Genomic DNA, 25,987 nt, shown 5'->3' with positions numbered 1-25,987 from the left:
CCGATGCGGGCACTGGTGCTTGAGAAAAAAGGCGAATTGTCGCTGCGCGAGATCGCGCTGCCGCTCGATGTCGGACCGGACGATGTCAGGATCGCCATCCACACGGTGGGCGTCTGCGGCAGCGACGTGCATTACTACACGCATGGCGCCATCGGCAGCTACATAGTTCGCGAGCCCATGGTGCTCGGCCATGAGGCCTCGGGAACGATCGTCGAGATCGGCGCCAATGTCACGCGCCTGAAGGTCGGCGACCGCGTCTGCATGGAGCCGGGCGTGCCGAACCTTTCCTCGCGCGCGACGAAGCTCGGCATCTACAATGTCGACCCGGACGTCCGCTTCTGGGCAACGCCGCCGGTGCATGGCGTGCTCGCGCCCTACGCCGTTCATCCGGCGGCCTTTACCTACAAGCTTCCGGACAATGTCTCCTTCGCCGAAGGCGCGATGGTCGAGCCCTTCGCCATCGGCATGCAGGCGGCGGCGCGCGCCCGCATCGTACCCGGCGATGTCGCCGTCGTCGTCGGCTGCGGCCCGATCGGCATCATGATCGCGCTCGCCGCGCTGGCGGGCGGCTGCGCAAAAGTGCTGATCTCGGACTTCTCAGCGCCGAAGCTTGCGATCGCCGCCCAGTATCCCGGCATCGTGCCGGTCGATATCGGCAAGCAGTCGCTGGTCGATGCGGTGCGGGCGGCGACCGACAATTGGGGCGCCGATATCGTGTTCGAGGCGAGCGGCAGCCCGAAGGCCTTCGCCAACCTGTTCGACGTGGTGCGGCCGGGCGGCGCGGTGGTGCTGGTCGGGCTTCCGGTGGAGACGGTCGAGCTCAACGTGCCGGCGGCAATTTCCAAGGAAGTGCGCATCGAGACCGTGTTCCGCTATGCCAACATCTTCGACCGCGCCCTGCAGCTCATCGCCTCCGGCAAGGTCGACCTCAAGCCGCTGATCACCGGCACCTATGATTTCTCCGAAAGCATCGAGGCGTTCGAGCGCGCGGCGCAAGGCAAGCCGCAGGACGTCAAGCTGCAGATCCTGCTGACCGGCGAGAAGGGATAAAGATGTCCGCGATCGTTTGCTCCCATGTCGACAAGGCCTACGGCGCCACGACCGTCATCCGCGACCTCAACCTCTCGATCGAGGAGCATGAGTTCGTCGTGTTCCTCGGTCCGTCCGGCTGCGGCAAGTCGACCTTGCTCAGGATGCTGGCGGGGCTGGAGGATATCAGCGGCGGCGAGGTGTCGATCGGCGGCATGGTGGTGAACGATCTCGAGCCGGGCGATCGCGGCATCGCCATGGTGTTCCAGAATTATGCGCTCTATCCGCACATGACGATCTTCGACAACATCGCCTTCGGGCTGAAGCGGCAGAAGGTGCCGGCAGCCGAGATCAAGAAGCGGGTCGAGGCGGTCTCCCGAACGCTCGGGCTGGAACCCTATCTCGGCCGCAAGCCGACCGAGCTTTCCGGTGGCCAGCAGCAGCGCGTGGCGATCGCACGCGCCATGATCAAGACGCCGAAAGTGTTCCTGTTCGACGAGCCGCTCTCCAATCTCGACGCCAAGCTGCGCACGCATATGCGCGTCGAGATCGCCAGGCTGCACCAGTCGCTGAAGACCACCACCGTCTATGTCACGCATGACCAGCTGGAGGCCATGACGCTGGCCGACCGCATCGTGCTCTTGAAGGATGGCGTGATCGAGCAGATCGGCTCGCCGGCGGAGATCTATCGGCGTCCCGGCAATCTGTTCGTGGCCGGCTTCATCGGCACGCCGAACATGAATTTCATCGAGGCCATGGTCGGCCGGAAGGGGGATGGCTGGACGCTGACCGGCGCCGGGACGGTGCTGTCGCTGCAAGGCGGCGACTTCGACCTGCGGCACGGCGATCGCGTGGTGCTCGGCATCCGGCCACCGGACCTGAAGACGGCGCAAGCCGGCATGGGCAACCTTTTGCAAGGCACCGCCGATCTCATTGAGTTCCACGGCAATGACGCGCTGGTGACATTCGGCTCGGGCGGCAAGGAGATCAGCGCGCTGGTGCCGGCCCGCGAATGCCCCGAGTTGCGCGCGGCCGTGCGCTACACGTTCGACGAAGAGAGCATCCATCTGTTCGACGCCGAGACCGGCAAGTCGCTGCGCAAGCAGTAAGAGGGATCGGATTTCTGCGCAATTCCGAACGGAAAACCGCTACGCACTTTTCCTGGAATTGCTTTATCCGATCGCGTCGAGCGCCTGCCGCTGGCGGTGCATTTCGAGGAAGATGCGGTAGTCTCGGTCGAAGCGGGCGCCGGCTTCCTTTTTGGGCGCGCGCGTCCTGCCGCCCTGCTGCATGGCGACGCAGGCCGCGTTGAGGTCAGGGTAGATCCCGGCGGCGGTCGCCGCCACCATGCCGGTGCCGAGCAGCACCGCCTCGTCGGCCAGCGGCTCGACCACCGTGCAGCCCGTGGCGTCGGCGTAGAGCTCCATCAAAAGCGGGTTCTTGGTGTGGCCGCCGGTGACATGCAGCGTGTCGATCAGATAGCCGTTCTCGTTCAGCGCCTCGAGCACATGGCGCACGCCGAGCGCGATGGCGACGGCGGTGCGCCAGTAGAGCTTGCACAGGCTGTCGAAGGAGGAATCGAGCGTTAGGCCGCTGATGACGCCGACCGCATGCGGGTCGGCGAGCGGCGAACGGTTGCCGTGGAAATCCGGCAGCACATGCAGCCTTGCCGCCAGCGCCTCGCCATCCTCGGCGCGCAGCTCGGCGACGCGCCTGGCGATCTTCATATGCATGGCCGCGTCCGGCTCGCCGCCGGCGCCATGCCAGCGAATGATGTGATCGAGCAGCGCGCCGGTGGCCGACTGGCCGCCTTCCGACAGCCAGAGTTTCGGCAATGCCGCGCCGAAATACGGACCCCAGACGCCGGCAAAGGGCTGTGGGTCGGGCGACATCGCCATGACGCAGGACGATGTGCCGGCAATCAGCGCCAGGTGCCGGCTGATGTTCTTCTCATCGCCGGCAAAGCCGCCGAGAACGCCAAGCGCACCGGCATAGGCATCGATAACGCCTGCGCCGACCCGGCATTTCTCGGTCAGACCAAGCTCGGCCGCGGCCTTCACCGTCAGCGGACCGATATCGGCGCCGACCGGGCTTGCCTTTTCCGGCAGATTGCCGTGCTCGAACAGGTCGCCGAGCCCGACAAGCTCGAAGAAATCGCGCCGCCAGCTCTTTTCCTCATGCGCGAGATAGGTCCATTTTGCCGTCAGCGTGCATTGCGAGCGGGCGAGCGAGCCCGATGCCTTCCAGGTCAGGAAATCGGCGAGGTCGAATAGATAGCCGGCTTCGTTCCATGTCTTCGGCAAATGGCGCTTCAGCCACATCAGCTTCGGCGTTTCCATCTCCGGCGACATCACACCGCCAATGTAGTCAAGAACGGCGTGGCCGCTCGTCGTGCATTCATCGGCCTCGGTGATGGCGCGATGGTCGAGCCAGACCATCGTGTCCCAGCGTTTCTCGCCGGTGACCGAGACGCTGATCTGATCGCCCTGCCTGTCGCGCGCGACCAGCGAGCAGGTCGCGTCGAAGGAGATGCCAGCGACATCGCCGGCGGCGACGCCGGATTTTTGGAGCGCGGACCGTACGGATTGGCACACCGCCGACCAGATGTCTTCCGAATCATGCTCGGCGTGATCGGGCTTGGGCTGATGCATGGCGATCTGATGGTCGGCGCGGCCGAGCAGGTTGCCCCGCGCGTCGAGAATGCCCGCGCGAGCGCTCCCGGTGCCGACATCGACCGCGCAAACGAAACTCTTCGTCAAGATGCTTTTTCTCTCGCTCCCAAGCCTGCAATCAGATCGGGCAATTGCAGCATGTCAGCGAATATAAAGTCCGGTTCCGTCGACGCAAGCCGCGCCTTGAGGGCGGGGTTGGACGCATGGGAGCCGCCGTTGAAGGCGAAGACGCGCATCCCCGCCGCCCGGGCGGCGGCGACCCCGGCGGGGCTGTCCTCGATCACCAGGCACTCGCGCGGATGCGCCCGCATGCTGGCGGCGGCGTGGAGGAAAAGGTCGGGCGCCGGCTTTCCGCGCTTGACCATGGTGGCGCTGAACAGATGCGGCTCCAGCAAGGGGAGCAGGCCGGTGACGTCGAGCGCATAGCGGATGCGCTCCAGCGTGCCGGACGAGGCGACGCAGCACGGCCGGCCGAGCTCCGGCAGCACCTCCTTGATGCCGGGGATAGGCTTCAATTCCTCGCGGAATTTGCGCATCAAGTCGACGCGCATAGCGGTCAAATGCCGGTCGCTGATGTCGAGCCCGAAATCGCGGCCGAGGATCTCGCGCACGCTTTTCATGCTCTTGCCGAGGAAATGCTCGTAGGCGGCGTCCTCGCTGATCGTGCCGCCGGCGAGCTCAATCATGCCGAGCAGCGCCGAGACCGAAAGCGCCTCGCTATCGACCAGCACGCCGTCACAGTCGAAGATGACCAGCTCGGGCATCATGCTGGTGGTTTCCGGTGCTTTCAGAGCTTGCCGGCGGGATAACGCGTCAGGGTTTCGCGCGCGCCGTGTGCCCACAGCACCTTCAAGGCATGGGCGAAGGCCCCGGCGAAGACGGGCGAGCGGCCGACATCGCCGTAGATGTCTTCCATCGCCAGCCAGGCCTGCGGATCGTCCTTCGCCGCCTTCGCGGTCGCCTGCATGCGGTCCCAGCTCGGGTCGTTCGGCTCGATGACGGCGCCGCTGTCGGTGGTGCCGAAGCAGTAGCGGCACCACAGCGCGGATTCCAGCGCGAGACCAGCGATGCCCTCGCCCGCCTTCAGCCGGTCGGCGATCGTCGGGATGATGAATTTCGGCTGACGGTTGGAGCCGTCGAGGCAAAGCCGGCGGATGGTGTCGCCGATCTTGGGATTGGAGAAGCGCCGCTCGATGAGCTGGTAGTAGTCCTCCAGATCCGTATCCGGCACCGGCGGCACGGTGGGGATGATCTCGTCATGCTCGAGCTTCGACAGGAAGGCGCGCACCAACGGCTCCTGCATTGCTTCATGGACGAAATGGATGTCCATCAGGCCGGCCGGGTAAGCGATGGTGGCGTGGCCGCCATTGAGGATACGTATCTTCATCAGCTCGTAAGGCGAGACGTCCTTGACGAATTGCACGCCGACCTTTTCCAACGCCGGGCGGCCGGCGGTGAAATGGTCCTCCAGCACCCATTGCTTGAACGGCTCACAGAACACCGGCCAGTTGTCCTCAAGCCCGAAATCGTCGGCGAGTATCTTGCGCTCGCGGTCGGTGGTGGCCGGGGTGATGCGATCGACCATGCCATTCGGGAAGGCGACATGATCGCCGACCCATTTGGCGAGATCCTCGTTGATCAACCGGGCAAGGCCGATGACGCCGTCGGAGGTGACGTGGCCGTTGTGAGGGATGTTGTCGCAGGACATGACGGTGAACGGCACGATGCGGTCGGCGCGCCGGCGCAGCAGGCCGGCCAGGATGATGCCGAAAACGGTCTTGGGCACAGCACCCGGCTGCGCATCGGCGACGATGTCGGGATGGGCGGGGTTGAACTTGCCCGAAGCCGGGTCGATGAAATAGCCGCCTTCGGTGATGGTCAGCGAGACGATCTTGATCGCCGGATCGGCGAGCCGCTCGATGATCGCGGCCGCGTCGCCGGGCGTCAGGAAATCGATCATCGCGCCGGTGACGCGGGCGCTCATATGGCCCTGATCCTGCTCGACCACCGTGGTCAGCCAATCCTGCTCTTCGAGCTTGGAGCGGCCGATCTTCTCGCCTTCGAACACGCCGGCGCCGATCAGCGCCCAGTCATGGGCCTCGCCGGTGCCGAACAGATCGTCGAGATAGACCGCCTGGTGCGAGCGGTGGAAATTGCCGACGCCGAAATGGACGATGCCGGCCTTCAAGGCGGAGCGGTCATATTTGGGGCCGGCGACCTTGGCCGGCAGCCTGGCGAGGTTCGAGGAAGAGAGTTTCACGGTCATCTCATTTACCCTTTGGCCGATCTGCAGCCCGACTGATTACGCCTCCTTCGGGAGGAGCGAGGATGAGGGGCAACATCCTGTGTTCCAGTATGCTGCCCCTCACCTGCCCCGCGGCGCCCTCTCCGGAGGAAAGAGAGAAGCGCCTTCCCCCCTCAACTCATCCCGTCAGCTCATCCATTGACCGCCATCGACATTGTAGGTCTGGGCGACAATGTATTCGGCCTCGTCGCTAGCGAGGAAAACGGCCATGCCGGCGAGATCCTCAGGCTTGCCCATGCGGCCGTAGGGAACGCCTTCGCCGACCAGCCGCTTCTTCTCGCCCTTGGGCCGGTTCTCATATTTGGCAAAGAGCGCATCGACCTGGTCCCACATGTCGCTGTCGACAACGCCCGGCGCGATGCCGTTGACGTTGATCCGATGCTTGATGAGGTCGAGCCCGGCCGACTGCGTCAGCGAGATGACGGCGGCCTTGGTGGCGCAATAGACCGCGACTAGCGGCTCCCCGCGCCGGCCCGCCTGGCTTGCCATGTTTATGATCCTGCCGCCCTTGCCACGCGCGATCATCGAGCGGGCCGCCGCCTGCAGCATGAACAGCGTGCCGGCGACATTGACGGAGAACAGTTTTTCGTAGCTCGCCCTCGTTATCTCGACGATCGGCGCGAGGTCGAAGACCGCCGCGTTGTTGATCAGCACGTCGAGCCCGCCGGTCTTCGCCTCGACCGCTTTCACCGCTGCCTCGATCGAAGACTGGTCCGTGACGTCGAGCCGGACTGCGTAAGCCGCAGAACCGATCGCTTTCGCCGTCGCTTCCGCCGCTTCCACGTCGATGTCGGCAATCGCCACCGTCGCGCCTTCGCGCGCATAGGCCTCGGCGAAGGCCTTGCCGATGCCGCGCGCCGATCCGGTGATCAGCGCCGATTTGCCTTTCAACCTCACTGCACCAGCGCCTTGCCGTCGGCGCCGAAGCGATGGAGCTTGGTCTTGTCGGGCGTCAGATAGACGGTGTCGCCATGCTTGACCGCGACCTCGCCGTCGGCGCGGACATTGATGGTGCCGATGCCGTCCGCCTGGACGTGGAGGAAGGTGTCGGAGCCGAGATGCTCGGCGACGCCCACTGTCGCCTTCCAGTCGCCGGCCGAGGTCGAGATGTTGAGATGCTCGGGCCGGATGCCGATGGTCTTGGCGCCGTATTTCTGCGCCGGCGCGCCTTCGAGCATGTTCATCTTGGGCGAGCCGATGAAGCCGGCGACGAAGAGGTTCTTCGGCGTCTTGTAGAGCTCCATCGGCGAGCCGACCTGCTCGATGTTGCCGGCATTGAGCACGACGATCTTGTCGGCCATGGTCATGGCTTCGACCTGGTCGTGGGTGACGTAGACCATCGTCGTCTTCAGCTGATGATGCAGCTCGCTGATTTCGAGCCGCATGGTGCCGCGAAGCGCGGCGTCGAGGTTGGACAGCGGCTCGTCGAACAGGAAGGCCGAGGGCTGGCGCACGATGGCGCGGCCGATGGCGACGCGCTGGCGCTGGCCGCCGGACAGCTGGCCTGGGCGCCGCTCGAGATAGTTGGTGAGGTTCAAGACGCGCGCGGCGTCCTTCACCTTCTTGTCGATGGTCGCCTGGTCCTCGCCGGCCATCTTCAGCGGGAAAGCGATGTTCTTGGCGACCGTCATATGCGGATAGAGCGCGTAAGACTGGAACACCATGGCAAGCTTGCGCTTGGCCGGCGCCTCGCGGGTGACGTCGCGGCCATCGATGCTGATGATGCCGCCGCTTGTGTCCTCGAGCCCGGCGATCAGCCTGAGCAGCGTGGACTTGCCGCAACCCGAGGGGCCGACGAACACCACGAACTCGCCGTCCTCGATATTGAGATCGATGTTCGGAATGATCGTTGTCGACCCGAAGGACTTGGAGACGTTCTTGAGCGCGATGTTTCCCATGGTTTCCTCCCGGGGATGGTCTTCGTCGTCCGCCGCTTGGGCGTTGCTACTTCACAGCGCCAAAGGTGAGGCCGCGCACCAGCTGCTTCTGGCTGAACCAGCCCATGATCAGGATCGGCGCGATCGCCAGCGTCGAGGCCGCCGACAGCTTTGCCCAGAACAGGCCTTGCGGACTGGAGAAGGAGCTGATGAAGGCCGTCAGCGGCGCAGCATTGGTGGTGGTGAGCCGGATGGTCCAGAACGCCTCGTTCCAGGCCAGGATGATGTTCAAGAGCATGGTCGAGGCGATGCCGGGAACCGCCATCGGCGTCAGCACATAGATGATCTCGTTCCACAGCGAGGCGCCGTCCATGCGCGCCGCTTCCAGGATCTCGCCCGGGATTTCGCGGAAATAGGTGTAGAGCATCCAGACCACGATCGGCAGGTTGATCAGCATCAGCATGACGGTAAGGCCGATGCGGCTGTCGAGCAGGCCGGTGTCGCGGAAGATCAGGTAGATCGGGAACAGCACCGCGACGGCCGGCATCATCTTGGTGGACAGCATCCACATCAGGATGTCCTTGGTGCGCTTGGTCGGTGAGAACGCCATCGACCAGGCTGCCGGAACCGCGATCAGGATCGCAAGCAGCGTCGAGCCGACCGACAGGATCACCGAGTTCAGGAAGAACTTGAAATAGCCGCTCTGCGCCTGCACCTCGGCATAGCTCTCCATGGTGCCGGACGGGATCAGTGCAAAGCCCTGTATCGCCTCCTGCTCGGACTTGAACGAGGTGATGATCGTGTAGAGGATCGGAAAGAAGATCAGCAGGGCGACGATCCAGGCCGCGGCCGTGGCGATGGTCTTGTGCTGGGTGGTGACTGCGCGTGCCATCTTATCCTCCCTTATTTGTCCAGGTTCTTGCCGACGGCGCGCATGGCGAAGAAGGCAACGATGTTGGCGAGAATGACGGCGATCACGCCGCCGGCGGATGCCTGGCCGATTTTGAATTCCAGGAGCGCCTTCTGGTAGACGAGGAAGGGCAGGTTGGTGGAGGCGTAGCCCGGGCCGCCATTGGTGGTGACCAGGATCTCGGCATAGACCGACAGTAGGAAGATCGTCTGGATCAGAATGACGACGGTGATGGCGCGCGACATATGCGGCAGCGTCAGATAGATGAACCGGCTGAGGAAGCCGGCGCCGTCCATCTCGGCCGCTTCCTTCTGCTCGCCGTCGAGCGATTGCAGCGACGTCAGCAGGATCAGCGTGGCGAAGGGCAGCCACTGCCAGGCGACGATGAGGATGATAGCGGTCAGCGGATGCTGGCCGAACCAGTCGATCGGCTCGGCGCCGAAAAAGCGCGCTATATCGGCAAAGACGCCGTATTGCGGATGCATGATCATGTTCTTCCAGACAAGCGCCGCGACCGGCGGCATGACGAAGAACGGCGAGATGACCAGGATGCGCACGATGCCCTGGCCCCAGATCGGCTGGTCGAGCAACAACGCCAAAAGGATGCCCCCGACGACCGTGATGACCAGCACGCTGACGACGATGATCAGCGTGTTGAGGATCGAGGAGAGGAAGGCCGGGTTGGAATAGAACAGCGCGTAGTTGGAGAAGCCGACAAAACCGTTACGGATCGGGTTCAGCGGATTGTATTGCTGGAACGAGAACCACAGCGTGAACAGCAGCGGCACGATCATCCAGACGAACAGCAGGATCACCGATGGCGCGATCATGAAACGGGCAAGCGAACGGGTTTGCTGAGTAGCCATGACGGTCACCCTCCCAAGGTCAGCCGGATTTTCAGAGTCGTGCCAGAATTTTCCCGATTTTGAAGGGTGGCCGCCCGAACTGGGTTTCGGGCGGCCCCTTGCCGGTCATGATGCGCTACCGGCGTTCGGCACCGGGAGGAGCCTTACTTGATGTAGCCGCCTTCGGTCATCGCCGCGGTGGCGGCGTCCTGAGCCTGCTTCAGCGCGTCGTCGACGCTCGACTGGCCGGCAAGGGCTGCCGAGAAGAGCTGGCCGACGGTGGTGCCGAGGCCCTGGAATTCAGGGATGGCGACGAACTGCACGCCGACATAGGGCACCGGCTTGACGGTCGGATGCGTCGGATCGGCGGCGTTGATGGAGTCCAGCGTCATCTTCGCGAAGGGCGCCGCCTTCTGGTACTCAGGATTGGCGTAGAGCGAGGAGCGCGTTCCAGGAGGAACATTGGCCCAGCCCTCCTTCGAGGCGACGAGCTCGAGATAGTGCTTCGAGGTCGCCCATGAGACGAATTTCTCGGCGGCATCGGCCTTCTGGGTGCCGGCGGGAATGGCGAGCGACCATGCCCACAGCCAGTTGCCGCGCTTGCCGAGCCCGTTGTCGGGCGCTAGCGCATAGCCGACCTTGTCCGCAACCTTCGAGGCCTTCGGATCGGAGACGAAGGACGCCGCGACGGTGGCGTCGATCCACATGCCGCACTTGCCCTGCTGGAAGAGGGCCAGGTTCTCGTTGAAGCCGTTGGAGGAAGCGCCTTCCGGACCGTCGGCCTTCATCAGGTCGACATAGAACTGCAGCGTGTTCTTCCATTCCGGCTGATCGAACTGCGGCTTCCAGTTCTCGTCGAACCAGCGGGCGCCGAAGGAGTTCGACATGGCGGTGAGGAAGGCCATGTTCTCGCCCCAGCCGGCCTTGCCGCGCAGGCACACGCCATTCACGCCGTTGGCGCGGTCGGTCATCTTGTCGGCGGCCTGCTTGATGAAGTCCCAGGTCGGCGCGTCGGGCATCTTCAAGCCAGCCTTCTCCATCAGGTCCTTGCGGTACATGACGAAGGAGCTCTCGCCGTAGAAGGGCGCGGCATAGAGCTTGCCGTCAACGGAAAGGCCGCCGGCGATGGCCGGAATGATGTCCTTGACGTCGTAGTCGTCGCCGAGCTTGTCGAGCGGCAGGAGCCAGTTCTGCTTCGCCCAGATCGGAACCTCATAGGTGCCGATGGTCATGACGTCGTACTGGCCGCCCTTGGTGGCGATGTCGGTGGTGACGCGCTCGCGCAGCACGTTCTCTTCAAGGGTAACCCAGTTGAGCTGGATGTCCGGGTTGGCCTTGGTGAAGTCGTCCGTCAGCTTCTGCATGCGGACCATGTCGCCATTGTTGACAGTGGCGATGGTGATGGATTCGGCATGCGCGGCGAAAGCGAGGGCGCTGGCCGACAACAGGCCCAGGGTGAGCGTGCGAAGTTTCATCAAAATTCCTCCCATAAACCAAGATGAGCATTTGCCTTGGTTATGAGCAATTACTCACTTGCCGTGATTTATGTCAAGCGGGAATCTATGCTGCAGCGCAGCAGAAGTGACGCAACGTGACCCGATCCGGCGACAAGCCGGTCCCCTTCGCGAAGGATGCTACGGCGGTCGGCTTACGGGCAGGCGATCTCGGCCAGGATCCAGTCGCGGAAGGCGCGGATCTTCGGCACGTTGCGGCGCGCCGTCGGATAGACCAGCCAATAGGCATGGCCGTCATCTCCAACGAGGTCGAAGGGCTGGATCAGGCGGCCGTCGGCGAGCTCGTTCTTGAACAGGGCTCTGGTCAGGATGGCCACGCCATGGCCGGCCATCGCCGCGTTCGCCTCATAGGCCTGCGCGCCCATGCTGGAGCCCGGCCGCTTGGCGAGATCATGCCCGGTCACGCCGGCGGCCTCGAACCATTGCGACCACCAGATGTCGCCGGGGTCGAGGATCGGCAGGCGCAGCAGGTCAGCCGGCTCCTTGACGCCGCCTATGCTCGCCGCGAGCTTGGGGCTCAGCATCGGCGTGAAATCGGCGTCGAGCAGCTTGTGAGCCTCGAGGCCCGGCCATTTGCCGCCGCCGGAGCGGATGGCGAGATCGACATCCTCGCGCGCGAAATCGGTCAGGCGGCTGGACGTGTCGAGCCGCACGGCAATTGCGGGATGGGCAAGCTGGAACGAGCCCAGATGCTGCGCCAGCCAGTTCGAGGCGAAGGTCAGCACGGTGGTGACGCAAAGCAGGCCGTCGGCGCCGCCGCGCGCCGCGGCATAGGCCTGGCCCAGGATGGAAAAAGCCTCGCTGACGGCGGGCGCCAGGCGCTGGCCGGGCTCGGTCAACTCGATCTGCCGTGGACGGCGCAGAAACAGCGGCGCGCCGATGCGTTCCTCCAGCAGCTTGATCTGGTAGCTCGCAGCCGCCTGGGTCATGCCCAGCTCCTGCGCCGCCTTGGTGAAGGACAGGTGCCTTGCCACCGCTTCGAACACCCGGATCGCCTGCAGCGGCGGCAGCGGCGCAAGCTGCGGAGAGTTCAGATCGGGCATAAGGCCTCCTTATGGGTCACGATCGAGGTTTGATTGGAAGCACGAACCGGCCAGACCGATATTTGGGGTCGACGGTCAATCCAGTTCAAGCATTGCGAAGGCTGACGATCATGGTCACGGTTCAGGAAAAACTCGTTTCTTCAACCCCGGCACGGAGCTTGTTTTTCGCGCTGGTGCGGGGATTTGCAAGGTTTGCCGGCCGCAGGCGCGGCTATCTCGATGTCCGGGAATTTTCCGAGCATCTGCAGCGGGACATGGGGTTTCTCGACGGCAACGACCCGCGAGGCCGTTCGCAATAGTAGGCGGCTCTTTTTATGGGCAGTCAGCCGGCAAGCAGGGCTTCGGCCGTCCGTTCATCGGTGATGAGGCCATTGACCAGCCGGCGGTTGACGGCGGCGAGGATGCCAGGCAGCTTGCGCTCGCCCATGGCCAAGGCGATGACCAGGGACTTCTCCCGCGACGGCAGCGCGGCGGAGGACACGCGGTCGTTGGTGATGCCCTCGATCATGCGGCCTTCGCGGTCGAAGACCCAGCCGACGATCTCGGCTATGCCGCCGGCCTTCTGCAGCGCCTTCAGCTCGCTTTCGGAAATGAAGCCGTCCTCGTAGAGCGGGGCCTTGGGCCCGAGATCGCCGATGCCGACGAAGGTGACGTCGGCTTCCGCCGCCAGCGCCAGGGTCGGCTGGATCATCGGTTGGTTGAGCAGCATCTCGCGCTCTTCCGGCGAGGAGGCGATGACCGGCAGCGGCATCGGGAAGGACCGTGCCTTGACGCGGTCGGCCATGGTGAAGATGACGTTGTAGAAGGCGGCCGAGCCGTCGGGCGAGATGTTGCCGGTCAAGGACACGACCTTGTGCTGCGGGCAGTCCATCGGCGGCAGCTGCTCGATCGCCGCCTTCAGCGTGCGCCCGGTGCCGATCGCCATGACAATGGGAGCCTCAGAGCGCAGCCGGCGTTCGATCTCGGCCGCGGCCGCCTCGGCGATGCCGATCGTCGTCGAGCTCGAGGTCGGGTCGCTCGGCACCACCTCGACAAGGTCGAGCGCGAAGCGCGACTTCAACCGCGCGGCAAGGTCCAGGCAGTTGGCGATCGGATGGTCGACCCGCACCTTGATCAGGCCCTCCGACATGGCGAGCGATACCAGCCGCTGCGCCGTTTGCCTGGAGATGCCGAGCTTGGCGGCGATCTGGTCCTGCGTGTTGCCGGCAACATAATAGAGCCAGCCGGCGCGCGCGGCGTCGTCCAACCTGGTGCTGCCGGTTTCCTGTCGCGAATTCACGTCTCGCCTCCCCGCCCGCAAGAATGCTGAAACGGGCGCCATAGCTTACCGCGAATATTTCGGCGCGCAATTGTCTATCGAAAGAGCAATTGCTTGGACGCCTCGTAGGCTGCCGAACGATGAATTCGTCGCGCTTCCGACCATTTGCCTGTGGGACGGTTTATCTCCGCCGGGAAACCGATTAAGGGGATCGGCGAGAGGAGCCGCGCATGACGCCGAAAGCCGTTTTCTGGGATATGGACGGAACGCTGGTCGATAGCGAGCCGCTGCACGAGGCGGCACTCGCGGCCGCCCTGCGCAGCGTCGGCATCGCCCCGCCGCCCGACCTGCATGAGCGGGTGCTGGGCATCGCGGCATGGCCGGTCTACGAGATGCTGCGCGACGAGTTCGGCCTCGCCCTGCCCTTCGATGACTGGATCGTGCGCAAATACGATCACTATCTGCCGTTGGCAGCAACGCTGAAGCCGCGTCCCGGCGCGATCGAAGTGTTCAACGAATTGCGCGCGCTCGGCGTCGAGCAGGCGGTGGTATCCAACTCCGACCGGCTGATCGTCGATGCCAATCTGCGCGCCGTCGGCCTTGTCTATCCCGGTATGCTGACGGTCAGCCGCAACGATGTGATCGACGGCAAGCCGCTGCCCGAGCCCTTCCTGCGCGCCGCCTATCTGGCCGGGGTCGAGCCGGCAGACGCATTCGCCGTCGACGACAGCCTCACGGGCGCCATGGCCGGACTGGCGGCCGGGATGAAGACGATCTTCTGGCCGGAAGCGCCGATGGAAGGTCCGCCCGGCGCCATCGTCATCAACAGCGCCGAGGAGTTGCGGGCGCAACTGGGGCTCTGAGCCCCGGCGTCAGCGCTGCCCTCATCCGCCTGCCGGCACCTTCTCCCCGTGACCGGGGAGAAGGAAGATCAATTCCGGTAGACCGGCTCTTCCTCGTCGAGGATCGCCTTCAGCTCGGCCAGATGGCGCTCGGCCTGGCCCGGGTAGTCGTCCATCTCGCGCGCGGTCTTCTCGGCGATCTCGTCGGAGAGCGTGCGCAGCGGACGTCCGGTCCACAGCGCCTTGATGTAGGTCTCGGCGGCGCGCTCGAAGTAGAACATGCGGTTGAAGGTGTCGGCGACAGTGTCGCCGATGACCATCACACCGTGATTGCCCATGACCATCACCTTGACCTTGGGGTCGGTCAGAAGCTGCGAGCAGCGCTCGCCCTCCTCTTCGAAGGCCAGCCCGCCATAATTGGCGTCGACGACATGGCGGTTGAAGAACATGGCCGAGTTCTGGTCGACCGGCGGCAGCGTCGAATCGGCCAGCGAGGCAAGCACGGTGGCGTGGATCGAATGGACATGCATGACGCAGCGCGCATGCGGGACGTTGCGGTGGATGGCGCCATGCAGCCCCCAGGCGGTCGGGTCGGGGGCGTTGGGGCCGGACAGCGTGTCGGGATCGTTGGCGTCGATCAGGAGCAGGTCGCTCGCCTTGATGCGCGAGAAATGCACCTGGTTGGGGTTCATCAGGAACTTCGTGCCCTCCTCGCTGACGGACAGCGAGAAGTGGTTTGCCACCGCCTCATGCATGTTGAGCCGCGCCGTCCAGCGGAAGGCGGCGGCAAGATCGACCCGCTCCTCATAGTAAGGCAGGTTGCTCAGCGGTTCCTTGTGCAGACGGGCAAGGCTCATCGAAATCCTCCGCTTGGGTTGTGTTCCGAGAATGCCGCGCATGGCGGCTGCCAGCAACCGATAAACGCTGGCTCAGCGGGTCAAGCCGCCGGGCGCGCCGACTGCAGCCCGCCCTGCTCGACGATGAACTCGATCACTTCCTGCAAGCCCTTGCCGCGCGACAGGTCGGTGAAGCCGAACGGCCTTTTGCCGCGCATGCGGCGGGCGTCGCTCTCCATGACCTCGAGGTTGACGTTCACATAGGGCGCCAGGTCGCTCTTGTTGATGATCAGGAAATCCGAGCGGGTGATGGCCGGGCCGCCCTTGCGCGGGATCTCCTCGCCCTGGCAGACCGAGATGACATAGAGGGTCAAGTCGGCAAGGTCCGGCGAGAAGGTGGCGGCGAGGTTGTCGCCACCAGATTCGATGAAGATGATGTCGAGATCAGGGAATTTCTTGTTCAGCTCGGCAATGGCCCGCAGATTGATCGAGGCATCCTCGCGGATGGCCGTGTGCGGGCAACCGCCGGTCTCGACACCGACGATACGCTCTTCCGGCAGCGCCTGCAGCCGCGCGAGCATCATCGCGTCCTCCTTGGTGTAGATGTCGTTGGTGACGACGGCGATCGAGAAATCGTCGCGCAGCGCCTTGCAGAGCTGTTCGGTAAGCGTCGTCTTGCCGGAGCCGACCGGGCCGCCGATGCCGATGCGAAGAGGACCGTTTTTCGACGTCATGCCGGAAACTCCGTGATGGCAAGGATTGCGAAGCCTGCCCCGATCAAGAGGCAAAGCGGCGAATAAAGGCTTTGGTCAAGCCACGCGAAAGGCTGTTCGGGCGCAAGCCGGCGCCACCAGGGCGTGAAGCCGGCAATGCCGCGGCCGAGGAAGACGAGGCCGATCATCATCGCCGTGGCAGCCAGGCCTTCTCTTGGAAAGGGCGTCGCAAAGATACCCGCGAGCGCCAGCGGCCAGAGCGTCGCGAGCGCGAGGCAAGCGGCGACAGCAAAACTCGCGAATGACGACGGCATCTCATCGACGCCGCGGAAGCCGACGACGGCGCGGGCGCAAGACGCGCGGTCCATGCCCGGCCAGATGCCGCCTATGCCCCAATAGACATGCAGCGTGGTGATCAGGAGCAGGACGAAGGAAAGGATGACGGCAAGCACGATCATGAGCGGAACAGCCTGGAGTATTGCGTCTCGTGCTGCATCGCCATGATGTCGGACATGAAGGCCGCGCCGCCCAGATCGTCCAGGCTGGAAGCGGCGGCACGCGACGCAGTCGCCAGCGCCAGCGATTCGAAGCCGGCTAACAATGCGACGGCGTCGACCTGGCCGACAACACCCAACCTGATTGCCGCCTGCACGAGATTGGAGAAGAAAGCCTGCAGGAAGGCGGAAAGCGCATCCGAAAGGACGATGGCGCCGCTGCCCGCAACGGCGCCGACCGCAACACAATAGGGGCAATCGGCCGGCAAACGCTCCAGCACCGGAGACGACCAGGCCGACGCCGCCTGGAGGAAGGCCGTGCCCTGCAGCATGGTTTCGAGATGGCGCTCCTGCGATCCGGCAAGCGCCTCGGCCAGCGCGGCAACCTCGCTGAGATCGCCGCCGTCCCGTCCGCGGCGCCAGCTTTCGGCGAAGAGCACGGCATCGTTCCAGCCCGAGCCGATCTCGACCAGCGTCTCCAGCCAGCCGGCGAGATCTTCCCGGTCGGCGATCAGCCCGTCCTGCACGGCGCGTTCGAGGCCGTGGCTGTAAGAGAAGCCGCCGACCGGAAAGGACGGCGACAGCCAGGCCATCAGCCGCAGCAGCGCGACGCTGGAAAGCTCCTCAGTCATGGTGGTGGTGGTGGTGGTGGTCGTGGTCGTGCGCATGATCGTGGTGATCGTCATCATGGCCGTGGTGGTCATGATCGTGACCATGCGAATGGCCGTGGTCGCGGCTATGCCCGGAATAGGCGCCACGCACTGGGCTGAAGGGTTGCGAAACCTCGTTCACCGTGGCGCCGAGGCCTTCGAGCATCGCCTTGATGACATGATCGCGCAGGATAAGGATGCGGTCCGCCTCGATCGCCGCGGCAAGGTGACGGTTGCCGATGTGCCAGGCGAGTTCGGTGAGATGAACCGCGTCGCGGGCGCGGATGTCGTAGACCTCCTCGGGTGCTGCGACGATTTCGAGCTGGCGGCCGTCTTCCAGCACCAGCCGGTCGCCATTGTTCAGCGCCACCGGCTCGGGCAGGTCGACCAGCACCTTTTCGCCACCGGCCGTCTCGATGGCGCGGCGACGCAGGTGCCGCTCGTCATGCGGCAGCACGGCTTTGTCGTAGGGTTCGGTCAAAGCCGGATCGCCGGCGGCGAGCACCGAAACGGCACGCGGGAATTTTGTGAAATCGGTGTTAATGTTGAGCTTCATTTCATGGCTCCGCCATTGGCTTGCGCCCTTGCACGAGCGGGGCGCTGAAGGACACGGTCGAAATAGGCGTTGACGCGCTCGGAATCGATCGGGAAACGCCCGGCGCGGGCCCAGCCGCCGATATCGCCGAGCAGCACGTCGACGGCGGAGAACCGGTCGCCCAGCGCAAAGGGCTGATCGCCAAGCCGGCGATCCAGCGCCTTTATTTCGGATGCGAAATCATAGGCCGCGGCTGGGCCGACATCGACCCGAACATCCTTGGGCAGCAGGAAGCGGTGGCGCAGCTTGTTCCAGAGCGGCGCTTCCAGCTCGCTCTGGGCAAAATGCATCCAGGAATCCATCTCGGCGCGGCCGGCGAGACCGGGATTGGCGCCCATGCCCTTGTCAGAATGTTTGTCGGCCAGATAGACGCAGATCGCCGCTGAATCCGTGACCTTGAGCTCGCCGTCGATCAGGATCGGCACCTTGCCGGAGGGGTTGAGCGCATAGGCCTCCGGCGAGCGTAGCTTCACCTCGACGAATTCGTAGGGCTGCCCGAGTTCCTCGAGCATCCAGAGCACCCGGCTGACCCGGGATCCGCGCGATCCGACGGCCTTGTACATGGTTAACCTTGCTTTCCGAAACCTTAGACCATCGCCCGCATCAGCCCAATGGCGCTCAGACGATGGTGTCGAAGAGCCGCAGGATGAACGATACCTGGTAGACAAGCGCGGCCGCGACGAAAGCGATGTGGAAACGGCGGTCGCGAACCAGGATCGCCACCAGGCAAAGCGCGACGAAGACCGGCGTGCGGATCAGATATTCATTGCCGAAGCGGGCGAAATGCTCTGGACCTTTGAGCAGCGTGTCGACCACGTCGAGCAGATAGGTCGCCGCCAGCAGCCCGAAGAACCAGGCGCGGCGCGAGTAAAAATAATCCTCGTAGCTGGTGTAATCGAGCATCGAATCCGGAAACAGCAGCGCACAGAGCAGGAACAGCGTGATGGCGTAGAAGATGATGAAAAGATATTTGCCGAAGGTCCAGTTCTCGATGGCGTAGAGGCCGAACTCCCACCACCAGAAATGCACCAGCATCAACAGCACCGAAGCGACCCAGGCGAGATGCACCGCATAGAGCCGGTACTGGCCGGGATGCTGGACGATGCGGGCAGTTCCCGAAAGCAGCCGCGTGACGCCGAGGCCGATCACCATGCCCATGACGATGCGGATATGCGGAAAGATGTCGTGCGGGGAGGCGATTTCGGTGGGCATGCGTAATCACAATGCGGCTGCTGCTTTGCCGCATATTGCGGTCTGTGCGCGCGAGCCGCAACGATATTTGCCCACTCACCGATCAGCCGCCTAAAACAGGAAATACCTCTGCGCCATCGGCAGCACGGTCGCGGGTTCGCAGGTCAACAACTCGCCGTCGGCCCGCACTTCGTAGGTTTCGGGATCGACCTCGACATGCGGCGTCGCGTCGTTGAGCACCATGGAATGCTTGCCGATGCCGCAGCGGGTGTTCTCGACCGCGATCATCGCCTTGTCGACACCCAGCCTGCCCTGCAGGCCGGCATCGAACGCCGCCTTCGAGACGAAGGTCACCGAGGAGTTGGTCAAGGCCTTGCCGTAGGCGCCGAACATCGGCCGGTAGTGCATCGGCTGCGGCGTCGGGATCGAGGCGTTCGGGTCGCCCATGGGTGCTGCCGCGATCGAACCGCCGACCAGCACCATCTCCGGCTTGACGCCGAAGAAGGCCGGGTTCCACAGCACGAGATCCGCCCGCTTGCCGACGGTGATCGAGCCGATCTCCTTCGACAGGCCGTGCGCGATGGCCGGATTGATGGTGTATTTGGCGATGTAGCGGCGGACGCGGAAATTGTCGTTGTCGCCGGTCTCGTCAGGCAGCGCGCCGCGCTGGCGCTTCATCTTGTCGGCGGTCTGCCAGCAGCGGATCGCCACCTCGCCCACCCGGCCCATGGCCTGGCTGTCGGAAGAGATGATCGAAAAGGCGCCGATATCGTGCAGTATGTCCTCCGCCGCGATCGTCTCCTTGCGGATGCGGCTTTCGGCGAAGGCGATGTCCTCGGGGATCGACGGCGACAGATGATGGCAGACCATCAGCATGTCCAGATGCTCGGCCAAGGTGTTGACCGTGTAGGGCCTGGTCGGATTGGTCGAGGACGGGATGACGTTGGGCAGGCCGCAGACCTTGATGATGTCGGGCGCGTGGCCGCCGCCGGCGCCCTCGGTGTGGAAGGCATGGATGGTGCGGCCCTTGATGGCCGCCACCGTGTTTTCCACGAAGCCCGATTCGTTCAGCGTATCTGTATGGATCATCACCTGTACGTCGTAGGCGTCGGCGACCGACAGGCAGCAGTCGATGGCGGCCGGGGTCGTGCCCCAATCCTCGTGCAATTTCAGCGAGCAGGCGCCGGCCAGCACCATCTCTTCCAGCGCCGCGGGCTTTGAGGCATTGCCCTTGCCCGACAGGCCGATATTCATCGGGAACGCGTCAAAGGACTGGATCATGCGCGCCATGTGCCAGGGGCCGGGCGTGCAAGTGGTGGCCAGGGTGCCATGCGCGGGGCCCGTGCCGCCGCCCAGCATCGTCGTGATACCGCTCATCAGCGCTTCCTCGATCTGCTGCGGGCAGATGAAGTGGATATGCGCGTCGAAGCCGCCGGCCGTGAGGATCTTGCCCTCGCCGGCGATGATCTCGGTGCCGGGGCCGATGATGATGGTGACGCCAGCTTGGGTGTCCGGATTGCCGGCCTTGCCGATCGCGGCGATGCGGCCGTCCTTCAGGCCGATATCGGCCTTCACGATGCGGGTGAGCGCGTCGACGACCAGCGCATTGGTGATGACGGTATCGACAGCACCCTCGGCCCGCGTGACCTGGCTCTGGCCCATGCCGTCGCGGATGACTTTGCCGCCGCCGAATTTCACTTCCTCGCCATAAACGGTGAGGTCTTTCTCAACCTCGATGAAGAGCTCGGTGTCGGCAAGCCGCACCTTGTCGCCGACCGTCGGTCCATACATTTGCGCATAGGCGGCACGGCTTATCCTGGCCATCAGCAATTGCTCCCGAAATTCAGGTCGCCAAAAGTAAGGTTGTTTGGACGCGGGGCACACATTGTCGCCATCCAATGGTCATGCAATGACCCGCCCGGCGACACTTTGAGCGCCCATTTGAGCGTTCCCATCAGGCCGTTGAGGCGGGCGGAATCACTCCCAAGCCGATGGAAGGAATATCCATGCGCAAAGCGATACTTCTCGCCGCGACCGCCAGTCTGATGATGGCCGGAGCTGCCAGCGCTCAGCAGCAGCCGACACCGCAGCCTAGCCCGGCGCCCACCGCACCCGCCGCGCCGAAAGCCCAGTCCGCGGCGCCAGCGATCCAGAGCGTCAACGTCGTCGACATCACCGAACTGCCCAAGGACGCGCAGACGCAGGTCAACCAGATCGTGGCGCAGCGCGGCGATGCCGGCCTGCAGACATTGCGCAAGTCGATCGACGCCACGCCCAAGGTGAAATCCGCGCTCGAAGCCAAGGGCATGAGCTCGGCGCAGGTGATCGCCGCCAGCATGCAGCCCAATGGCGCGCTGACGCTGATCACCAAGAAAGCGAGCTGATTGCGTGCCTTGGCGGGCCGCCTTGCGGTCCGCCTGCCGGCTTTTGAAGGGAACCTGCGGCCAGACAGGACCGTTTCGCTGTTTTCGCCCCGCCACAAGTTCATTCAGGAGCGAGCGATGGCGACTGCCCCGCGTTTTGCAAAATGGAGTCCCGTGGCTGCCGCCACGCTTTTCATGGCCGCGACCCATGCGGCGTCCGCGGCGCAGCCGCTGGACAACGGCCGGCCTGCCGCGGCAATCGTCGATTCCGATGTCCGGCAGGAAGAGGCGCTGTCCACGACGGAGGCCGGAAAGGTCATCACGGCCATCGACCGCACCCGCGAGAATATCGGCGCGGTGCGCAAGATCACCAAGCTCGACACGGTCGACATCATCTTCCTGACCGACGCGGCGCGCAGCGAAGGCGGACCGCCGCCGGCCATCGAGAACAAGGTGAAGCAGCATCAGGAGGATGTCGCCGAATTGCGCCAGGAGATCGAGGCGAACGCCTTGCTCTTCAACGCAATCGATTCGCGGCGCGTGCAGGCCGAGGACGTGCTTGCCGTGGAGTTCGACAATCCGGGGAAGGTCGTCATCTATGCCGCCGCTAAGCCGCCGAAGTGATGTGAGCGCGCCGGACCTCACAGCTTGCCCATCACCTTCTGCTGGAAACCGTAGACCTCGCGCTTGCCGCCCAGCGGCACGAGCGTGACGTCGCGCTCCTGTCCCGGCTCGAAGCGCATGGCCGTGCCGGCGGCGATATCGAGCCGCATGCCGCGCGCGCGCTCGCGGTCGAATTTCAGGCCCTCATTGGTTTCGTAAAAATGATAGTGGCTGCCGACCTGGATCGGCCGGTCGCCGCTGTTTGCGACCTTGAGTGTCACCGTGGGCAGGCCCTTGTTCAGGTCGATACCGCCTTTGGCCGTAATGACTTCGCCGGGGATCATCGCACCCTCACAACATGCCAAAGGCAAGGCCGACGCCAATCGCCGCGCAAGCTGCGCCGGCGGTGCGCGCCACGCCGCGGAAGCGCGAGCCCAGGCCGAGACCGGCCGCGATGCCGACGCCGTGGAGCAGCGCCGTCGCCATCGCGAAGCCGGCCATATATTCAAAACCGCCGGCATTTTCCGGCACTTCGGTGCCATGAGCATGGCCATGGAACAGCGCGAACAGGCCGATGATGGCGATCCCGGCCGAGACCGGCAGGTCGATCGCCAGCGCCACCAGCAGACCGAGCGCCACGACGGAAGCGAGGATAGCCGGCTCGACGAAAGGCACCGGCACATGCAGCATGCCGAGCGCGCCGCCGGCCAGCATCACGCCGACGAAGGCCAGCGGCCAGGCCCAGACGGCCTTGCCGCCCTTCATCGCCGCCCAAAGGCCGACGGCGATCATCACGCTCATGTGGTCGAGCCCGGACAGCGGATGCGCGAACCCGGCTGCGAAGGAAGAGGTCGTGCCGACGCCGACATGGGCGTAGGCGGGCATGGCGGCCGCCAGCAACAGGACGACGGCGAGCGTGCTGCGTTTCGTCGAAGCGGGGATCATCTTTCTGCCCTTTCCAATTGACCCGGTTAAGCGGCCTTGCGCGGACCGCAGCCTTCGGCTTTGAGCACGCGCCTGGTCGAAGGCGGATATTTCGCCAGCTTGGCCGCCGGCCGGATCGGCCGCGGCGCGAAATTGCCGCCGCAATTTGGGCAGACGCCGCCCAGCACATTATCCACGCAGTCGGCGCAGAAGGTGCATTCGAAGGTGCAGATCAGGGCATCGGTCGCCTCCGGCGGCAGATCCTTGTCGCAGCATTCGCAATTGGGCCTGAGCTCCAGCATCGTCTTCCTCCTCACCGGATCGGTTCGTGCACGGTCACCAGCTTGGTGCCGTCGGGGAACGTCGCCTCGACCTGGACGTCATGGATCATCTCGGCGATGCCCTCCATGACCTGGGCGCGGGTGACGACATGGGCGCCCGCCTCCATCAGTTCCGCGACCGGGCGGCCATCGCGCGCCCCTTCGACTACGAAGTCCGTGATCAGGGCGATGGCTTCCGGATGGTTGAGCTTGACGCCGCGCTCCAGGCGCTTGCGCGCCACCATCGCCGCCATGGCAATGAGCAGCTTGTCTTTTTCACGCGGCGTAAGATTCATGCAATATCCCGGTGTTTCAGATCAGAGTGACCACAATTTGGGCAGGCCCGCCCGCCCATTAAGCAGTTCGACGAGCGGAACCAGCCGCTTGCGGAGCTGGTAGCCGTCGCCGGCACAGAGCCTCGCAAGAAGCTTGCCAGATCGGCCGACGCTCCAGAAACTGGCGCCGCCCCAGCCGCCGGTGCCAGGATCGCCGATGATGGCCCGGACCTTGCCCAGCAGATCTTCCGCTTGCGGCGAAACGAAGAGCACCGTGGCGACGGCAAGCGCGTCGCCGGTCGCCGCCCGCCGCTGGAGCGTTGCGGCGATGTCCGGGCCGAGCCTGAAATCCTCCGCATGGACCAGCGCACCGCCATGGCGAACCCGCCAGCGGTCATGGAAACTCCCTTGAACCATCCGCTCGCCCATCGCAAGCCGGCCGAACAGCGTGGCTTCGAGCATCAATGCCTCGGCATCGTCGCCAAGCTCGACATCCAGAGTGCGGGCGAAGGCGGCGCGGTCGAAAACGATGGTTTCCTGCGGCAACCAGGCGATGCGGCCGCCCGAACCGACCCGCAGGCCGACGCTTGTCTCGGCCCTGTCGGCGGCGGCGCGATAGACCTTCTCGCAGGCCTGGGTGGTGATGGAGGCTGAGGCATCGGCGCCGACCTCGATCGTCCAGCCAAGGCGGTCGCCGCCGGTCAGCCCGCCAGCCGTGTTGATGAGCACCGCCTCGAGCGGATCGCCTTGCACCGCCGGCAGGCGGATCTTGGCCGATCCGTCCTGATAGAGCCGCTGCAAACGCGTCCGGCCATCGCTCTTGCCGCAGAAAAGCCTGGCTCGCCCGGCAACACGTTGCGCGACAGGCAAAGGAGCGGCGGCCGCAGGCAAGGCGGGCCGGGATGTCAGGGTGTTTTCGATCGTGTCCACGATTCCAGGTTAAGCACTCCGGCGGCTTTGTCGATATATCGCTTGTTGCTTGACATCGTTTTGGTTTCTATAGAGGGAAGCCACCCTGGAGCGGTCGCGCGGTGTCTGGCGAGGTAAGGGCAACGGCGTTTGTTGGATCCGGGGATAAAAAAGGCGCTGATCAGTTGGCGTCGGGAAACGACAGGGAAGGAACCGAATGGCTGACCAACTGACGACCGAGATCATAGAAAAGATCAAAGCGCATGCCGACACTGGCGGCGAGGAAATCACCGCCAGCACCGATCTCGGAACGCTCGGCATCCATTCGCTGGAGTTGACCGAGATCATCTTCGATCTCGAGGAAAAATACGGCATCGAGATCGAAATGAACACGGTCGATGCTTGGAGCAATCTCAAGAACGTCGGCGACATGGTCGAGGCGGTTCGCGAACTGATCGCGAAAAAAGCCTGACTGCATGCAAAAACGCGTCGTCATCACCGGTATCGGCGGGATTTGCGGGCTCGGCAACGATGCGGCGGGGATCTGGGACGCCATGCGCGCCGGCCGCTCCGCCATCGGCCCCATCGACAATCCGTCGCTGCATGACCTCAAGGTCAAGACCGGTTGCGAAATCAAGCAATTGCCGGACCATGGCATCGACCGCAAGCAGGGGGTGTCGATGGACCGCTTCAGCCTGCTGGCGGTGATCGCGGCGCGGGAAGCGATGCGGCAATCGGGCTTGACCGCGCATGCCGACAACACCTACCGGATGGGTGCAGTCGTCGGCGTCGGTGTCGCGGGCTTCGAGACCATCGAGGAGAATTACCGCGCAATCCTGCTCGAAGGGCGCAACCGCGCCGCCATCTTCACCGTGCCGAAAGTGATGCCGGGCGCGGCCGCCGGCCAAGTCAGCATGAATCTCGGGCTGCGCGGCCCTGTCTTCGGCGCCACTTCAGCCTGCTCGTCCGCCAACCATGCGATTTCCTCGGCCGTCGACCAGATCAGGCTCGGCCGCGCCGACGTGATGGTCGCCGGCGGCACCGAAGCGCCGCTGGTATGGGGCGTGCTGAAGGGCTGGGAGGCGCTCAGGGTGCTTTCGCCCGACACCTGCAGGCCGTTCTCGGCCGACCGTGCCGGCCTTGTGCTCGGCGAAGGGGCCGGCATGGCGGTGCTGGAAAGCTACGATCATGCGATGGCGCGCGGCGCCACGATTCTGGCCGAGATCGCCGGCGTCGGGCTTTCGGCCGATGCCTCCGACATCGTCGCGCCGACGGTCGAGGGACCCGAAGCGGCCATGCGTTTCTGCCTGGCTGATGCCGGGCTCAATCCGGAAGATGTCGACTATCTCAACGCGCACGGCACCGGCACCAAGGCCAACGACCAGATCGAGACAGCGGCGATCAAGCGCGTCTTCGGCGACCATGCCCGTTCGCTTTCGGTGTCGTCGACAAAGTCGATGCATGCGCATTGCCTCGGCGCTTCGGGCGGACTGGAGATGATCGCCTGCGTGATGGCGATCCGCGACGGCATCGTGCCGCCGACCGCCAACTATCGCGAGCCGGACCCGGAATGCGACCTCGACGTGACGCCGAACACGGCGCGCGAGCGCAAGGTGCGCGCCGCGCTCAGCAACAGTTTCGCCTTCGGCGGAACCAATGCGGTGCTGGCCTTCAAGGCGGTCTGACCGCCCGCCTACTGGTTGACTGTGTGTGGCACGGCAAGCTGGTGGGAGCATGATGCCGAAAGGTGGGAGCCGGTTTTCGGAGAAGATCATGCTCCAACAAAGAGTTAGATCAGGATGCCGATCCAACGAAACGT

Annotated in this window: 31 protein-coding genes; 8 read left to right on the top strand and 23 right to left on the bottom strand. The window is 64.5% G+C overall.

Annotated features, from left to right (window positions below):
* Nucleotides 1-3: 3 nt before the first annotated feature.
* Both LB553_RS17125 and LB553_RS17120 read left to right on the top strand, forming a co-directional pair.
* Nucleotides 4-1,050 (top strand): NAD(P)-dependent alcohol dehydrogenase, encoded by a 1,047-nt coding sequence (locus LB553_RS17125; protein WP_224515054.1) that lies wholly within the window; start codon nt 4-6, stop codon nt 1,048-1,050.
* 2 nt (nt 1,051-1,052) lie between these two features.
* Nucleotides 1,053-2,138, top strand: coding sequence for an ABC transporter ATP-binding protein (locus LB553_RS17120; protein WP_224515052.1), 1,086 nt, complete (start codon nt 1,053-1,055; stop codon nt 2,136-2,138).
* Between the two features lie 63 nt (nt 2,139-2,201).
* On the opposite strand, the gene LB553_RS17115 is transcribed toward LB553_RS17120, so the two are convergent.
* The 9 genes from LB553_RS17115 to gcvA form a co-directional block, all read right to left on the bottom strand.
* Nucleotides 2,202-3,788 (bottom strand): FGGY-family carbohydrate kinase, encoded by a 1,587-nt coding sequence (locus LB553_RS17115; protein WP_224515050.1) that lies wholly within the window; start codon nt 3,786-3,788, stop codon nt 2,202-2,204.
* Entirely contained in the window at nt 3,785-4,468 is a 684-nt protein-coding gene (locus tag LB553_RS17110) for an HAD family hydrolase (RefSeq protein ID WP_224515047.1), read from the bottom strand. The genes LB553_RS17115 and LB553_RS17110 overlap by 4 nt, the downstream gene beginning before the upstream one ends.
* A gap of 20 nt (nt 4,469-4,488) precedes the next feature.
* Entirely contained in the window at nt 4,489-5,967 is a 1,479-nt protein-coding gene (locus LB553_RS17105) for a mannitol dehydrogenase family protein (RefSeq protein WP_224515046.1), read from the bottom strand.
* A 165-nt stretch (nt 5,968-6,132) separates the two neighbouring features.
* Nucleotides 6,133-6,903, bottom strand: coding sequence for an L-iditol 2-dehydrogenase (locus LB553_RS17100; protein ID WP_224515044.1), 771 nt, complete (start codon nt 6,901-6,903; stop codon nt 6,133-6,135).
* Entirely contained in the window at nt 6,900-7,904 is a 1,005-nt protein-coding gene (locus tag LB553_RS17095; RefSeq protein WP_224515042.1) for an ABC transporter ATP-binding protein, read from the bottom strand. The genes LB553_RS17100 and LB553_RS17095 overlap by 4 nt, the downstream gene beginning before the upstream one ends.
* A 46-nt stretch (nt 7,905-7,950) precedes the next feature.
* Nucleotides 7,951-8,775 (bottom strand): carbohydrate ABC transporter permease, encoded by an 825-nt coding sequence (locus LB553_RS17090; RefSeq protein ID WP_140846390.1) that lies wholly within the window; start codon nt 8,773-8,775, stop codon nt 7,951-7,953.
* Nucleotides 8,776-8,786: 11 nt separating this feature from the next.
* The gene (locus LB553_RS17085; protein WP_224515041.1) at nt 8,787-9,659 is read right to left on the bottom strand and encodes a carbohydrate ABC transporter permease; all 873 of its coding nucleotides are present in this window, start codon (nt 9,657-9,659) and stop codon (nt 8,787-8,789) included.
* Nucleotides 9,660-9,802: 143 nt separating this feature from the next.
* On the bottom strand, nt 9,803-11,113 hold the full coding sequence (locus LB553_RS17080) for an ABC transporter substrate-binding protein (RefSeq protein WP_224515040.1): 1,311 nt from the start codon (nt 11,111-11,113) through the stop codon (nt 9,803-9,805).
* 173 nt (nt 11,114-11,286) lie between these two features.
* Nucleotides 11,287-12,195, bottom strand: a complete 909-nt coding sequence (gene gcvA / locus LB553_RS17075; protein ID WP_224515039.1) for a transcriptional regulator GcvA — start codon at nt 12,193-12,195, stop codon at nt 11,287-11,289.
* A 62-nt stretch (nt 12,196-12,257) separates the two neighbouring features.
* Between gcvA and LB553_RS17070 the strand changes: the two genes are divergently transcribed.
* Complete coding sequence (locus LB553_RS17070; RefSeq protein ID WP_318011506.1) at nt 12,258-12,494, top strand: hypothetical protein; 237 nt, start codon at nt 12,258-12,260, stop codon at nt 12,492-12,494.
* A 23-nt stretch (nt 12,495-12,517) separates the two neighbouring features.
* On the opposite strand, the gene LB553_RS17065 is transcribed toward LB553_RS17070, so the two are convergent.
* Nucleotides 12,518-13,474: a sugar-binding transcriptional regulator gene (locus LB553_RS17065; protein WP_224515038.1), complete on the bottom strand. Its 957-nt coding sequence runs from the start codon at nt 13,472-13,474 to the stop codon at nt 12,518-12,520.
* 209 nt (nt 13,475-13,683) lie between these two features.
* On the opposite strand from LB553_RS17065, the gene LB553_RS17060 reads away from it, so the two are divergent.
* Complete coding sequence (locus LB553_RS17060) at nt 13,684-14,316, top strand: HAD family hydrolase (RefSeq protein ID WP_224515037.1); 633 nt, start codon at nt 13,684-13,686, stop codon at nt 14,314-14,316.
* Between the two features lie 68 nt (nt 14,317-14,384).
* Here LB553_RS17060 and LB553_RS17055 read toward each other — a convergent pair whose 3' ends face one another.
* The 8 genes from LB553_RS17055 to ureC form a co-directional block, all read right to left on the bottom strand.
* Nucleotides 14,385-15,152, bottom strand: coding sequence for a class II aldolase and adducin N-terminal domain-containing protein (locus LB553_RS17055; protein WP_224515036.1), 768 nt, complete (start codon nt 15,150-15,152; stop codon nt 14,385-14,387).
* An 80-nt stretch (nt 15,153-15,232) separates the two neighbouring features.
* On the bottom strand, nt 15,233-15,865 hold the full coding sequence (ureG, locus tag LB553_RS17050; RefSeq protein WP_224515035.1) for an urease accessory protein UreG: 633 nt from the start codon (nt 15,863-15,865) through the stop codon (nt 15,233-15,235).
* A complete protein-coding gene (locus tag LB553_RS17045) occupies nt 15,862-16,302 on the bottom strand; it encodes a DUF3995 domain-containing protein (RefSeq protein ID WP_224515034.1) in 441 nt (146 codons plus the stop codon). The genes ureG and LB553_RS17045 overlap by 4 nt, the downstream gene beginning before the upstream one ends.
* Nucleotides 16,299-17,006 carry an urease accessory protein UreF gene (locus LB553_RS17040; RefSeq protein ID WP_224515121.1) on the bottom strand — a complete coding sequence of 236 codons (708 nt, stop codon included), beginning with the start codon at nt 17,004-17,006 and terminating at the stop codon, nt 16,299-16,301. Before LB553_RS17040 ends, LB553_RS17045 begins: the two co-directional genes overlap by 4 nt.
* On the bottom strand, nt 16,963-17,544 hold the full coding sequence (gene ureE, locus LB553_RS17035) for an urease accessory protein UreE (RefSeq protein WP_224515032.1): 582 nt from the start codon (nt 17,542-17,544) through the stop codon (nt 16,963-16,965). Before ureE ends, LB553_RS17040 begins: the two co-directional genes overlap by 44 nt.
* Complete coding sequence (locus tag LB553_RS17030; protein ID WP_224515030.1) at nt 17,541-18,146, bottom strand: glutathione S-transferase family protein; 606 nt, start codon at nt 18,144-18,146, stop codon at nt 17,541-17,543. The genes ureE and LB553_RS17030 overlap by 4 nt, the downstream gene beginning before the upstream one ends.
* 55 nt (nt 18,147-18,201) lie before the next feature.
* On the bottom strand, nt 18,202-18,795 hold the full coding sequence (locus tag LB553_RS17025; protein WP_224515029.1) for a hypothetical protein: 594 nt from the start codon (nt 18,793-18,795) through the stop codon (nt 18,202-18,204).
* A 90-nt stretch (nt 18,796-18,885) separates the two neighbouring features.
* On the bottom strand, nt 18,886-20,598 hold the full coding sequence (gene ureC / locus LB553_RS17020) for an urease subunit alpha (RefSeq protein ID WP_412033349.1): 1,713 nt from the start codon (nt 20,596-20,598) through the stop codon (nt 18,886-18,888).
* A 182-nt stretch (nt 20,599-20,780) separates the two neighbouring features.
* Between ureC and LB553_RS17015 the strand changes: the two genes are divergently transcribed.
* Together LB553_RS17015 and LB553_RS17010 are read left to right on the top strand one after the other, a co-directional pair.
* Nucleotides 20,781-21,158, top strand: a complete 378-nt coding sequence (locus tag LB553_RS17015) for a hypothetical protein (RefSeq protein WP_224515028.1) — start codon at nt 20,781-20,783, stop codon at nt 21,156-21,158.
* 117 nt (nt 21,159-21,275) lie between these two features.
* Entirely contained in the window at nt 21,276-21,761 is a 486-nt protein-coding gene (locus LB553_RS17010; protein WP_224515027.1) for a hypothetical protein, read from the top strand.
* Between the two features lie 17 nt (nt 21,762-21,778).
* On the opposite strand, the gene LB553_RS17005 is transcribed toward LB553_RS17010, so the two are convergent.
* From LB553_RS17005 to LB553_RS16985, 5 genes are read right to left on the bottom strand one after another with little or no spacing between them, the layout of a single operon-like run.
* A complete protein-coding gene (locus tag LB553_RS17005; protein ID WP_224515026.1) occupies nt 21,779-22,084 on the bottom strand; it encodes an urease subunit beta in 306 nt (101 codons plus the stop codon).
* Between the two features lie 7 nt (nt 22,085-22,091).
* The gene (locus tag LB553_RS17000; RefSeq protein WP_224515025.1) at nt 22,092-22,685 is read right to left on the bottom strand and encodes a HupE/UreJ family protein; all 594 of its coding nucleotides are present in this window, start codon (nt 22,683-22,685) and stop codon (nt 22,092-22,094) included.
* A gap of 26 nt (nt 22,686-22,711) precedes the next feature.
* On the bottom strand, nt 22,712-22,966 hold the full coding sequence (locus LB553_RS16995; protein ID WP_224515024.1) for a DUF1272 domain-containing protein: 255 nt from the start codon (nt 22,964-22,966) through the stop codon (nt 22,712-22,714).
* A gap of 11 nt (nt 22,967-22,977) precedes the next feature.
* Nucleotides 22,978-23,280 (bottom strand): urease subunit gamma, encoded by a 303-nt coding sequence (locus LB553_RS16990; RefSeq protein ID WP_224515023.1) that lies wholly within the window; start codon nt 23,278-23,280, stop codon nt 22,978-22,980.
* 21 nt (nt 23,281-23,301) lie between these two features.
* Nucleotides 23,302-24,150 carry an urease accessory protein UreD gene (locus LB553_RS16985; protein ID WP_412033350.1) on the bottom strand — a complete coding sequence of 283 codons (849 nt, stop codon included), beginning with the start codon at nt 24,148-24,150 and terminating at the stop codon, nt 23,302-23,304.
* A 235-nt stretch (nt 24,151-24,385) separates the two neighbouring features.
* On the opposite strand from LB553_RS16985, the gene LB553_RS16980 reads away from it, so the two are divergent.
* Both LB553_RS16980 and LB553_RS16975 read left to right on the top strand, forming a co-directional pair.
* Entirely contained in the window at nt 24,386-24,640 is a 255-nt protein-coding gene (locus LB553_RS16980; protein ID WP_041003067.1) for an acyl carrier protein, read from the top strand.
* 4 nt (nt 24,641-24,644) lie between these two features.
* The gene (locus tag LB553_RS16975) at nt 24,645-25,853 is read left to right on the top strand and encodes a beta-ketoacyl-[acyl-carrier-protein] synthase family protein (RefSeq protein WP_224515022.1); all 1,209 of its coding nucleotides are present in this window, start codon (nt 24,645-24,647) and stop codon (nt 25,851-25,853) included.
* Nucleotides 25,854-25,987: the final 134 nt, after the last annotated feature.

This window comes from Mesorhizobium sp. CA8 (assembly GCF_020164955.1).
Lineage (GTDB): Bacteria > Pseudomonadota > Alphaproteobacteria > Rhizobiales > Rhizobiaceae > Mesorhizobium.
Note: the sequence above shows the minus strand (reverse complement) of the source record. Positions and strands in the feature narration are given on the sequence as shown.